Origin of the sequence: Acinetobacter sp. YH12201 (assembly GCF_013418145.1) — a bacterium.
Taxonomy (GTDB): Bacteria; Pseudomonadota; Gammaproteobacteria; order Pseudomonadales; family Moraxellaceae; genus Acinetobacter.
Genome location: NZ_VPCP01000084.1, coordinates 1 through 12,834, shown reverse-complemented (window position 1 = coordinate 12,834; position 12,834 = coordinate 1). Strand labels below are relative to the sequence as shown.

The 12,834-nt window shown below is 46.2% G+C and carries 9 protein-coding genes, 1 pseudogene and 1 riboswitch; of the genes and pseudogenes, 9 read left to right on the top strand and 1 reads right to left on the bottom strand.

The window, feature by feature from the left end:
• Positions 1-660: 660 nt before the first annotated feature.
• A protein-coding gene (locus FTU91_RS13735; RefSeq protein WP_180082508.1) for an IS5-like element ISAba37 family transposase occupies positions 661-1,462 on the top strand; the annotation gives its coding sequence in 2 pieces (ribosomal slippage) (positions 661-924 and positions 926-1,462; 801 coding nt in all).
• A gap of 216 nt (positions 1,463-1,678) precedes the next feature.
• Here FTU91_RS13735 and FTU91_RS13730 read toward each other — a convergent pair.
• Positions 1,679-2,563 carry a LysR family transcriptional regulator gene (locus FTU91_RS13730; protein ID WP_086194875.1) on the bottom strand — a complete coding sequence of 295 codons (885 nt, stop codon included), beginning with the start codon at positions 2,561-2,563 and terminating at the stop codon, positions 1,679-1,681.
• Between the two features lie 174 nt (positions 2,564-2,737).
• Between FTU91_RS13730 and FTU91_RS13725 the strand changes: the two genes are divergently transcribed.
• The 8 genes and pseudogenes from FTU91_RS13725 to FTU91_RS13690 all read left to right on the top strand — a co-directional run.
• On the top strand, positions 2,738-4,267 hold the full coding sequence (locus FTU91_RS13725; RefSeq protein ID WP_086194874.1) for a CoA-acylating methylmalonate-semialdehyde dehydrogenase: 1,530 nt from the start codon (positions 2,738-2,740) through the stop codon (positions 4,265-4,267).
• A gap of 11 nt (positions 4,268-4,278) precedes the next feature.
• Positions 4,279-5,169, top strand: a complete 891-nt coding sequence (gene mmsB, locus FTU91_RS13720; protein ID WP_180043781.1) for a 3-hydroxyisobutyrate dehydrogenase — start codon at positions 4,279-4,281, stop codon at positions 5,167-5,169.
• Between the two features lie 85 nt (positions 5,170-5,254).
• Positions 5,255-6,904 (top strand): AMP-binding protein, encoded by a 1,650-nt coding sequence (locus FTU91_RS13715; RefSeq protein ID WP_180043779.1) that lies wholly within the window; start codon positions 5,255-5,257, stop codon positions 6,902-6,904.
• 60 nt (positions 6,905-6,964) lie between these two features.
• The gene (locus FTU91_RS13710; RefSeq protein WP_180082506.1) at positions 6,965-8,092 is read left to right on the top strand and encodes an acyl-CoA dehydrogenase family protein; all 1,128 of its coding nucleotides are present in this window, start codon (positions 6,965-6,967) and stop codon (positions 8,090-8,092) included.
• Between the two features lie 22 nt (positions 8,093-8,114).
• Positions 8,115-8,888 carry an enoyl-CoA hydratase gene (locus FTU91_RS13705; RefSeq protein WP_166171722.1) on the top strand — a complete coding sequence of 258 codons (774 nt, stop codon included), beginning with the start codon at positions 8,115-8,117 and terminating at the stop codon, positions 8,886-8,888.
• Between the two features lie 23 nt (positions 8,889-8,911).
• The gene (locus FTU91_RS13700) at positions 8,912-9,979 is read left to right on the top strand and encodes an enoyl-CoA hydratase/isomerase family protein (protein WP_180082504.1); all 1,068 of its coding nucleotides are present in this window, start codon (positions 8,912-8,914) and stop codon (positions 9,977-9,979) included.
• Positions 9,980-10,047: 68 nt separating this feature from the next.
• Positions 10,048-11,400 carry an MFS transporter gene (locus FTU91_RS13695; protein ID WP_180082502.1) on the top strand — a complete coding sequence of 451 codons (1,353 nt, stop codon included), beginning with the start codon at positions 10,048-10,050 and terminating at the stop codon, positions 11,398-11,400.
• Between the two features lie 760 nt (positions 11,401-12,160).
• Positions 12,161-12,290: riboswitch (guanidine-I (ykkC/yxkD leader) on the top strand.
• A gap of 30 nt (positions 12,291-12,320) precedes the next feature.
• A pseudogene (locus tag FTU91_RS13690) lies at positions 12,321-12,707 on the top strand (DUF1989 domain-containing protein); the annotation flags it as partial.
• Between the last annotated feature and the right edge of the window lie 127 nt (positions 12,708-12,834).

Here is a 12,834-nt window from a genome sequence, read left to right as displayed (position 1 = left end):
GGACAAAATGACTCCAGATGAGTTTTACTATGACCAGCTACCACAACAAAATAAGGTAGCTTAACTAGAGCAGAGTATCACTTATAAATAAGCTTTTAGTTGTTCAAACATGTGGGACCACCTCTATGTTTGGTGCAATAAAGTCATTTTTTCATCATCAATACTGAATAAATCACTCATATAGGCATACGATACGGATACAGTCCATTCAGTTTCGCTGACTGTAAGCGTCATGTGTTCACAGCTCATTAGCCATTGCGTAGTGATCCTGAAAACAGCCAGTTTTTACGTCCCATGCATGGGTATTTGTAGTCATGAATTAAGTCCCCATTTATTTTTAAGTGGGAACTTAATTAAGGCTTATCGGATAGCTTGGTAAAGTGTGTTCACTAGAGAGGTTGCTACAATCCTTTTTGGGGAAAGAATTAGTTCATTAGAAAGTGATGATTCAGTGGAATGAGCTTAGATAGTGGCAGTCCGAACCGATTAGGTATCTAAATTAGGAAGGAATTGTTTTACATAATACTTAAAAATAGATTATATTATTCTTAATTAAATAAGATAAGCAAAATACAGATGCAAACATTTTTATTAGAGCCTATCCAGTATTAATTTCATTCTTTTTTAGCACTTAAAAAAAGAATTTGTTAAAATTATTCAATGAGAAAACCATATCCCAGCGACATTAGTCGAGAAGCCTTTAAAGAAATTGAACCGTTACTATTGAGCGGAAGAAAACAAACACGTCCAAGAGTCGTTGATGTCTATGAAATATTTTGCGCCTTACTCTATATTTTAAAAAGTGGATGCCAATGGAGTATGCTTCCTCGAGACTTCCCAGCTAAAAGCACTGTGCATTATTACTTCTCGATTTGGAATAAAAAACCATCAGAAACTGAACCTAGCATACTTGAGCAAGCTTTAAAAAAATGTGGTTGGCGAGGCCCGTATCAGCAATGGACGGAAAGAACAAACGAGCTTTATCATCATTGATTCACAAAGTGTAAAAAACACAGATACAGCACGTGATAAAGGCTATGACGCTGGTAAAAAAGTTTCAGGCATTAAAAGACATATTATTGTTGATACTCAAGGTCTCCCGCATGGAATATTGGTTACGACAGCAGATAAAACGGATCGCCAAGGTGCATTAGATGCCATAACTATACATAGAGATACCTTACAAAATGTAGAGGTTGTACTTGTTGATGGTGGTTATACAGGCGAACCCTTTTATTTGGCTGTTAAGAATTTAATCAGAGCCCGAGTTGAAGTTGCTAAACGAAGTGAATTACATAAATTTGCAGTCATTCCACAACGCTGGGTTGTGGAAAGATCATTTGCTTGGTTAGAAAAATGCAGAAGGCTCTGGAAAAACTGTGAAAAGCACCTAAATACGAGCCTTCAGTTCATTAATTTAGCCTTTTTAAGGCTACTTTTGCATAGAAAATATTCTGGATAGGTTCTAAGAGCTTTTGCTTTTAGAATCCCCCCACTTGAGGTAAAACGAAAGTGGTGGGAGTATGTCAACAGAATGTTCATATTATTTTCCTGTCTTTCTTTAACGTTTATATGCATCATCGCAAGTTAATTTAACAATTCGCTGGCATCTAGATTGTTGTGATCCGTTCATTTGCTGTATCAAGATGTTGTTATTGCAATAGATTCAAGCTGTGATTTATCTGCCCATTAGCAGTCCTTGCTGAACATCGGCCTGTTTACGCAAAAAATCCCACACTAACTTAATTCTGGGCTCATGTTGCAAATCGACCAGGGTCAGCATCCAGAAAGTATGGGTAAAACTCAGCTGATCACCCAAAACTTCTTCCAGTTCGCTTTTATCATGCACCAGAAATCTCGGCAAAATGGCCAGTCCGGCACCTGCCCGGACTGCAATCTCTTGTGCCAGAATGCTGTTACTGCGAAAACAGGCACTGACCTGCAAAGGTAAACGTTCCAGCGAATACAGTGCAGCGCTATAGACCAGATCATCAATATAATCGACAAAGCGGTGCTGTTTCAGATCCTCCAGTTTTTGAATGGGCGGATTGTGTTGTAAATAATGTTTACTGCCATACAGCTTTAGACAGTAATTGGAAAGTCGGGTAATGATATAGGGCCCAGATTTGGGCCGGTCGATGGAAATGACGATATCTGCTTCCCGATGCGAGAGCTTGATGGTTTTCGGCACCGGAATCAGGTCAATGGTCAGCAACGGATAATGCTGGGAAAACTCCGCCAACAGACCGGCCAGAAATGCCGTGCCGAATCCTTCCGGTGCACCGATACGCACCCGACCTTGCAAGGGGTCATGCCGCGTGTCAATCTGGATGAAGGACTGTTCCATCTGTTCCACACGCGGGACCAGCGCCAGACCTTCCGAGGTCAGCTCATAACCGCTGGCTTCGCGTTTAAACAGTTGCGTACCGAGGGTACTTTCCAGTGCCTGAATCCGGCGTGCCACAGTACTGTGTTCGACCCCAATCAGGCGGGCTGCATTGGTGAGCGTTTTAGCACGTGCCAAAACTAAAAAAAAGCGTAAATGATCCCAATCTACTTTCATCTTCTATTTAACATCCTGTTAAATTGCTGTGCATATTTGCACAACCATCGTGCATCAATTTCTATTGGTGGTCAAAGTGTTCTTTGTTAGTCTGCTGAAACAGCGTAAAAAAATACGTTAAAAAAGCCAGTAAAGGCAAAGACAACGACAATAACAAACCAGCACGGAGCGACCATGAACGCTATTCATCATCCACAGCAAAGTACCGGATTCACCACGGCCAAATTATTGATTAATGGTGAATTTGTCGATTCAAAAAGTACTCATTGGCAAGATATTGTCAATCCTGCGACTCAGGAAGTCTTGGGTCAGGTACCATTCTCAACCCCTAAAGAAGTCAATGCTGCGATTGCGGCGGCGCAAAATGCCTTGGCCAGCTGGCGCCAAACCCCAATTCAGGCCCGTATGCGCATCATGCTGAAACTGCAGGACCTGATCCGCAGTAACTTGAAAAGCATTGCCCAGGTCTTGACTGCTGAACAGGGCAAAACCCTGGCCGATGCCGAGGGGGATATCCAGCGTGGCCTGGAAGTAGTGGAGCATGCCTGTTCTATCGGTACTCTGCAAATGGGGGAGTATGTGGAAGGCGTGGCACGTGGGGTCGATACCTATACCTTGCAGCAGCCGCTGGGTGTCTGTGCCGGCATTACCCCGTTTAACTTCCCGGCAATGATCCCACTTTGGATGTTTCCGATGGCCATTGTTTGCGGTAATACCTTTGTATTAAAGCCTTCGGAACAGGATCCCCTGTCGACCATGATGCTGGTTGAGCTGGCGATTCAGGCCGGTATCCCTGCTGGTGTGCTGAATGTGGTGCATGGTGGTAAAGAGGTGGTCGATCTGCTGTGTACCCATCGTGATATCAAAGCCATCTCTTTTGTCGGTTCAACCGCAGTCGGTACGCATGTCTATAATCTGGCAGGCCAGCACGGTAAACGTGTGCAATCAATGATGGGTGCCAAAAACCATGTGGTGGTGATGCCGGATGCTAACAAGGAACAGACATTAAATGCCTTGGTCGGTGCAGCTTTTGGTGCAGCGGGACAGCGTTGTATGGCACTTTCGGTAGCGGTGATGGTCGGTGAGACCAAGCAGTGGGTCGATGAACTGGTCAATAAAACCAAAACCTTAAAGGTCAATGCCGGACATGAACCGAATACCGATGTTGGGCCAGTGATTTCAACCCGTGCCAAAGCGCGTGTCATAGATTTAATTAACAGTGGGGTTGAACAGGGCGCCGAACTGCTGCTGGATGGTCGTGATGTGCAGGTTCCTGGCTATGAACAGGGTAATTTTGTCGGTCCCACGATTTTTAACCAGGTCACGACCGAGATGCGCATTTACAAGGAAGAAGTATTTGGTCCGGTACTGGCGATCATGCATGTCGATACTTTGGAACAGGCGATTGCACTGATTAATGCCAATCCGTTTGGTAATGGCGTGGGACTCTTTACCCAAAATGGCAATACGGCACGCACCTTCCAGAACCAGATTGATATCGGTCAGGTCGGTATCAATATTCCAATTCCGGTGCCTGTGCCGTTCTTCAGCTTTACCGGATCACGCGGTTCCAAGCTTGGCGATTTAGGTCCTTATGGCAAACAGGCAGTGCAGTTTTATACCCAGACCAAAACAATTACCAGCCGCTGGTTTGAAGACAACCAGGAAACCACTGGTGTGAATACCACCATCAGTCTGCGTTAAGGAGCATCAGCATGAAGATTGCATTTATCGGTTTAGGCAATATGGGCGGCTCGATGGCACAGAACCTGCTCAAGTCGGGACATCAGGTTTTTGGTTATGACTTAAGCGAAACAGCACTACAGCATTTCGCGCAAGCCGGTGGCATCATCTGTGACAGCCCGCAAGCTGCTGCCAAGCAGGCAGAGGTCGTGGTCAGCATGTTGCCCGCCGCCAAGCATGTCCGTGAAGTTTATTTAGGCGAACACGGTATTCTGGAGGTGCTTCAGGCGGGCAGCCTGTGTATCGATAGCAGCACCATTGACCCGCAAACCATTCAGGAGATTGCCGCAGTAGCGCAGGCCAAACAGGTTCGCGTCTGTGATGCACCGGTATCCGGGGGGACTTTGGGCGCCAAAGACGGTACATTGACCTTTATGGTCGGTGCAGATGCTGCCACCTTTGAAGCCGCCAAACCAGTCCTCAGCTGTATGGGCAAAAATCTGGTGCATTGTGGTGCTGTGGGTACAGGACAGGTGGCGAAAATCTGTAATAACCTGATTCTGGGCATTTCCATGACTGCGGTTGCAGAAGGAATGGCGCTTGGGGCCAAATTAGGCATTGATCCGCAGGCGCTGGCTGGGGTAATCAACAGTTCCACCGGACGTTGCTGGAGTTCTGAAATCTATAATCCCTGGCCGGATATCTGTGCCAATGCACCATCATCACGGGGTTATACCGACGGTTTTGCCGCACAACTGATGCTGAAAGATCTGGGTCTGGCGGTCGATGCGGCACAACAGGCCGAGCAGCCGGTGGTTCTGGGCAGCATGGTACAAAAACTCTATCAACAGCTGTGTCAGGACGGTCATGCCCATCTGGATTTTTCCAGCATCATGCATCAATACACTACAACACCTGCTTAAAAACTTAATGATTCAATGGAGCAAGGATTCGCTTCATCAACAATACCTTGTCAGTAATAACGATAAATTCAGGCTGAGGTTGAACATGTTAGATTATCAAAAAACGGTTGAAAATTTTGATTTAGATGCGGTGGCAAAGCAGTATTTGTCCGGTTCGATGCAGGCGGTAAACGCCTGTTATGAATGTTGTGACCGGCATGCCGATTCCGATGCGATTGCCTTGTACTGGTATGGCAAAGATGGCCGCAAAGAAAAATACAGCTTTCGTGAACTGAAGAAATATTCCAGCCAGTTTGCCAACTTCTTAAAGTCACAGGGGATTGGCAAAGGTGACCGCGTTTCCGGCTTGTTGCCGCGCACCCCGGAGCTGATCATTACCATTTTGGCGACCTGGCGCATTGGCGCAGTCTATCAGCCTTTATTTACTGCCTTTGGCCCTAAAGCTATTGAGCATCGTATTCAGCTGGCACAAAGCAAGCTGGTAGTCACAGACCTGGCCAATCGGGAGAAATTATCCGAGATTAGCCACTGCCCCCCGATTGTGACGGTACAGGCTGAACTGCAGGCAGAAGCCTATCCGCAGGATCTCAGCTTCTGGAGGGTGCTGAACCGGCAAGCGGAAAACTGTGAACTGGAAATGCTTGGTATCGATGAGCCATTTTTACTGATGTTTACCTCGGGCACGACTGGACCAGCCAAACCGTTAAAGGTTCCGCTAAAAGCGCTGATTGCTTTTGCCGGCTATATGCACAATGCCATCGGTCTCACCAAGGATGACACCTTCTGGAATATTGCCGATCCGGGCTGGGCCTATGGTTTGTACTATGCGATTACCGGGCCTTTACTGCTCGGACACTCGACCCTGTTTTATGAAGGCGGTTTTAATGCTGAAAGTGTCTGCGATATTGTCAAGGAATATGGCATCACCAATCTGGCTGGTGCACCGACCGCTTACCGCATGATGATGGCAGCGGACCCTGCCCAGATGGCCCAGCTGCGCGGCAAGTTGCGCGTCGTGAGTAGTGCCGGGGAACCGTTAAATCCGGAAGTGATCCGCTGGTTTAAAGAAGTGCTGGATGTGCCGATTTATGATCATTATGGCCAGACTGAAGTCGGGATGGTGGTGTGTAACCATCATGCGCTGGAACATCCGGTGCGTTCAGGTTCGGCAGGCTTTGCCAGCCCGGGTTACCGGATTGCCGTCGTGGATGAACAGGGCCATGAATTGGCAGCTGACGTTCCGGGTATTCTGGCGGTGGATATCAGCCAGTCCCCAATGATGTGGTTCTCGGGCTATGAAGAAAGCCGTAAATCGCCTTTTGTCGGTGATTACTACTTAACTGGTGATACTGCGGAAATTCATGCTGATGGCAGTATGAGTTTTGTCGGGCGCAGTGATGATGTCATTACCACCTCAGGCTATCGCGTCGGTCCGTTTGATGTCGAGAGTGCCTTGCTGGAGCATGACGCGGTGATCGAAGCGGCAGTGATTGGTGTACCTGACCCAGAGCGGACCGAAATCATTAAAGCTTTTGTGATTCTGGCCAGCCATTCTCCTGCAACTGCCGAGCTGCAACAGGAACTGGGTCAGTTTGTGAAAAAGCGACTGTCTGCCCATGCCTATCCGCGCCTGATCGAGTTTGTCACTGAACTTCCGAAAACCCCGAGTGGCAAGATTCAACGTTTCTTATTGCGTAATCAGGAAATTAACAAGCAACAAGCGAAGAATGCATAAACCAGCCAAATTCAGCAGATTGAATAAAAGATCGAATTAAAGAGATTGAAGGAAGAATCAATGCAATTTACGGAAGAACAACAACTGATTCAGGACATGGCCAAGAGCTTTGCCCAGGAACAGATTAAACCACATGCCGGCGAGTGGGATCAAAAAGGCATCTTTCCCAAAGATGCATTGGCTCAAATGGGAGAATTGGGTTTTCTTGGGATGCTGATTCCCGAGGAATGGGGCGGTTCCGGCACAGGCACACTGGCTTATGTGTTGGCGTTGGAAGAAATTGCCGCAGCCGATGGTGCCACCTCTGCGATTATGAGCGTGCACAACTCGGTCGGTTGTGTACCGATTCTCAAGTTCGGGACAGAGCAGCAAAAGCAGCAATTTTTAAAACCTTTGGCCCAAGGCGAAATGATTGGTGCCTTTGCCCTGACCGAACCACATACCGGTTCGGATGCTGCTGCCATTAAAACCCGTGCGGTCAAAGACGGCGAGCACTACATCATCAATGGCGCCAAACAGTTTATTACCTCCGGGAACAACGCCGGGATGATTATTGTCTTTGCCGTGACCGATCCATCTGCGGGAAAAAAAGGCATGAGTGCCTTTTTAGTGCCACGCGACACCCCAGGCTATGAAGTGATCCGGGTGGAAGAAAAACTGGGCCTGCATGCTTCGGATACCTGTCAGATAGCCTTAACCGATGTGCGCATTCATGAAAGTTTAAGACTCGGTGCAGAAGGTGAAGGCCTGAAAATCGCCCTCGCCAATCTGGAAGGTGGACGGATTGGCATTGCCGCACAAGCCGTCGGACTGGCGCGTGCCGCTTTAGAAGAAGCCAGCAAATATGCACATGACCGCGTGGCCTTTGGCAAACCGATTTTTGAGCAGCAGGCAATTGCATTCAGGCTGGCCAGCATGGCCACCGAAATTGAAGCGGCACGTCAACTGGTGCATTTTGCGGCCCGTAAAAAGGAAGCCGGCGAAAGTTGTTTGACTGAAGCCTCCATGGCCAAATTATTTGCTTCGGAAATGGCGGAACGTGTCTGCTCCAAAGCCTTACAGATTTTTGGCGGTTACGGTTATCTGAAAGATTTTTCGATTGAACGCATCTATCGCGATGCGCGGATTTGTCAGATCTATGAAGGCACCAGCGATATTCAGCGTCTGGTGATTGCACGCAGTTTATAAGGAATGAAAAAGGATTTTTATCATGCAATGGCAAACGATTTTACTCGAACAACGTAACGGCGTAGGACTGATTACCCTAAACCGCCCGCAAGCTTTAAATGCACTGAATAACCAGCTGATTGTTGAAGTCAATCAGGCCTTGGATCAGCTAGAAAAAGACCCGGCCATCGGCTGTATCGTGATTACCGGTTCGGAAAAAGCCTTTGCTGCCGGTGCCGATATTAAGGAAATGGCCGATTTAACTTTTCCGCAAATTTATCTGGACGATTTTTTCAGTCTGGCCGACCGGATTGCGCAGCGTCGTAAGCCATTGATTGCCGCGGTCAGTGGCTATGCCTTGGGTGGTGGTTGTGAGCTGGCTTTAATGTGCGACTTTATTTATTGTGCCGACAATGCAAAATTTGGTCTGCCTGAAGTCACCTTAGGTGTGTTGCCTGGCATTGGCGGCACCCAGCGTTTAACACTTGCCATTGGCAAGGCCAAAGCCATGGAAATGTGCCTGACTGCACGGCAAATGGGAGCGCAGGAAGCTGAGCAAAGCGGTCTGGTGGCCCGGGTATTTGCCAAGGAAGAACTGCTGCAACACACCCTGCAAGCGGCGGAAAAAATTGCCGAGAAATCCTTGCCGGCAGTCATGATGATTAAAGAATCGATTAACCGGGCCTTTGAAGTCAGTCTGGCCGAAGGTCTGCGTTTTGAACGCCGGGTTTTCCATTCCATTTTTGCCAGTGCTGACCAAAAAGAAGGCATGCAGGCCTTTGTAGAAAAACGCCCAGCCCAATTTACCCATCAATAAAAATCATAATAGGAACAAAAATAATGAGTGATGATAACAACTTAGACATTCGGGTCGCAGGAGGTCTGGGCATCATCAGCCTGGACCGTAGCAGCCATTTAAATGCCTTGACCCTGCCGATGATTCAGGGTATTCAGGCACAACTCGATCAGTGGCGTCATGATCCGCAGGTACAAGCCGTGCTGATCAATTCCAACAGTCCGAAAGCGTTCTGTGCCGGAGGCGATATCCGCTATCTGTATGACAGCTATCAGGCCGGAAATACCGGATATCAGGATTTTTTCGCTACTGAATATGCCATGCTGAGCACGCTGCGTCATTTCCCCAAACCTGTGATCGCGATGATGGATGGCTATGTCTTGGGTGGTGGCTTTGGACTGGCGCAGGCGTGTCATATTAAGGTCACTAGTGAAAAATCACGTTTTGCCATGCCCGAAACCGCGATTGGCTTTTTCCCGGATGTCGGTGCCACCCATTTTCTGTCCAGACTGGATGAAGTCGGTGTATATATGGCACTGACCGGTGAACAGATCAGCAGCAGTGATGCGCTGTATCTGGATCTGGTTGATTATCATGTTCCGAGTGAGCGTTTTGCTGAGTTAGAAGCGGCATTGAGCGCTGCGCCTATTTTAAACCCGGTGGAAATCCCCAAAATCATCAGTACATTTATCACCCATCCGCAAGAAAGAGAATTACAAAAACGGATAGCGTCTATTCACAAGCATTTTGCCTATCAGAACCTGGATGAGATTGAACACAGTCTGGCCCATGCAAGCGATGCCACGGAGCAGGAGTGGGCGGATAAAATGCTGGCCATCTTGCAGCAGCGTCCGCTGATGGCCAAACAGATCAGCCTGAAATTACAGCAGGCCGGCCAGAACCTATCGCTGGAAAAATGTATGCAGTTAGAACGGGATTTGCAGGATATCTGGTTAGAGCAGGGTGATTTTATCGAGGGAGTACGGGCACTGATCATTGATAAAGACAAAAATCCACAGTGGCAAACAGACAATGCAGAATTTGAAAAAACGCTGGAAAAATGCTGGCCAGTCTGGACCAAGCAGCATATAGATTCGCTTTGTTATAAATAATCGGAGTTTATTTTAAATAACAAAGTGGGTCACGGATGACACAGCTTAAAAATATAAGAGGGATAGATATGAAACCCGGACAAGAATTACATGCTCAAGCTAAAAAGCCTTCACACCGTTTGGCGGGTATATCCAGTATGGTGGGTACCACCATTGAATGGTACGATTTTTTTATTTACGGTGCTGCGGCCGCATTAATTTTTAATAAACTCTTCTTTCCTAATCTAGATCCATTGATGGGGGTCATGGCTGCATTTGCGACTTACGCTGTTGGCTTTATTGGTCGGCCTCTGGGAGGCATTGTATTTGGTCATTTTGGAGACAAAATTGGCCGTAAAGCCATGTTATTGACTACGCTGATTATGATGGGTATTCCCACCGTGCTTATTGGTTTATTGCCGACCTATGAAAGTATTGGTTATTGGGCGACCGTGTGTCTGATTATCCTGCGCTTTATTCAGGGTATGGCTATGGGAGGAGAATGGGGTGGTGCTGTTTTAATGGCAGTTGAACATGCACCTGAAGGAGGCAAGGGATTTTGGGGTAGCTTACCTCAGGCCAGTGCGGGTGGTGGACTGATGCTCGCATCAATTGCTCTGGGATTGGTGTCTATGCTGCCAGAAGCCAGTCTATTTAGTTGGGGGTGGCGAATTCCATTCCTTGCCAGTATTGTTCTATTGGGCGTTGGCTGGTATATACGGGTCAAAGTGCCAGAATCCCCCGATTTTGAAAAAATGAAAGACCAGGTGCAAGAGATTAAAGTACCGGCTTTGCAAGTGTTTAAAAATCATCCTCGAGAGCTTTTAACCATTATTTTTGCTCGTGCCGCTGAGAATGCATGGTTCTATATTGCTTCTACCTTCGCCCTCGCCTATACCACCACAAAACTGGGAATTCCCCGTCAAGACATTCTATTTGCCACGATTTGTGGAGGTGGCTTGATTATGATTATGACGCCTTTATTTGGACATCTCTCAGATAAGGTGGGTCAAAGAAATATGTTTATGTTTGGTCTGGTGGTCCTTACACTTTATTGTTATCCATTTTTTAGTATGTTGGATACAAAAGACCCACTCTTGGTCTGGACTGCAATCGTATTGGCCATTGGTGTAGTTTTCCCGCTCATGTATGCACCGCAATCCCAGTTGTTTGCTCGACAATTCCCGACCGAAATTCGATATAGTGGTATTTCAATTTCTGTGCAGTTTGCCGGAGTCATTGGCGGAGGCTTAGCTCCCTTAATTGCAACTAAGCTTTTGAGTGTGGGTGGGGGGAGTCCTCATTTGATTATTGGCTATATTATAGGCATGGCTATATTTGCGATTTTCTGTACATGTTTTATGAAGCGTGACAAGTTCAGTATTCCCCACTCCAAAGTGATGGTAAAAAATGCAACAGAAACCGATTTATCCAGCCTTTAATATGAATCAAATTGAAGTTATTCAATAATGTAGCAATGAAATGGATATTTCTTTCGGTTTTGGAAATAATTTTTCCAAGACTGAAAGAATAACGATACGGATGATTTCCATCAGTCTCGTACAAGAAACACATAATTTTCAATGGTTTAAATAACAGCGCTGGAAGCAAAGAGATCAAGCCTTTATGCTTGTTGATAAAGGGTAGAGCAGGCTTTCGGCCAATTAGGGATAAGATGCCTAAGCCCATTCAAAGCCAGTAAAACAATCCATTAACCTTCTTGCATAAGCAGATTAATTGAGAAATTGGCGAATATCGCATTCGACTTGAGTATGTAAATGCTAAATTAAACATTTTCAGAATTTTTGCTACACCTTACCGTAATTGATGTAAAGGTATGGGTTTAGGTCTGAATTTGATTGCTGCAATTTACAGCACGGAAATGATTAAAAGAGATTTTTTCAATAGATCTAATAGAGAATCTCGAAATAAATGATTTAACCTATGCTTCATCGTAGAGCATCTATTTATCATCTGCTCGAAGTCAAGACAGCAATCCCGAGTCATCGTCATCGTTTTTGGACCTTGAATATGTTTAACTTTGCTAAGGTTATGCAAATTTTATCTCATTAATAGAACAACAGCTTTTATTGCCAAGTTCTATGTCAACAACAATTCTAGAATATAAAGACTGATGTCAGTATTACAAATACAAAAAATCGTAATACTAAACTGGCACGTCATTTGCATTTATCTATCCATCATAAAGTGATCTAGGGTTCCGGCAGTTATTTGGGCAGTTATTTGCAAAAATACTGTGTCTGAGACCGAGAGTTCACGGCTTAGTTTTGATAAAAACAGAGCTACACGGAGGGATAAAAGCCCGGGAGGTTGGAACAAAAACCTTAGAGAGGTCAAGCAAATGGGCGACTATCATAACAATCAGACTTTATGGACTGAAATCCTGCCAGGCGGGCATCACTGGTCGGGCCGCATTCAAAAAGGCGCAATTCTACAATTCAAGGCACTTGGTGCCAATGCCAACGTTTCCCTGTTCTGTGTTAATGCTGAAGATAAGCTGGAACGCTACAACATGCCCGACAGTCTAAAAGGGCAGCATACCGCATTTTTAAGCACCGGCCATGTGCTGTATTCAGATCTCGGCCGGGTCATGGCATCGATTGTCAAAGATGAGCATGGCTGGAATGATGTTTTATGTGCTCCAAGCACCAAAGTACAAATTGAAAAACAGTTTGGAAACAAAACCTTTCAAGATGCACGCAATGACATGTACCGCAATGGTCGTGACGAGCCTGTAAATAATTTTGTGTAATTGCTTTTCATAAATTTAAAGGTGATTGCTTAAGCGGTCACCGAATTCAATAATAAAGCGGCTCATGGCTAAACGCCAGTCGCGAATAGGCATATTCCACTTT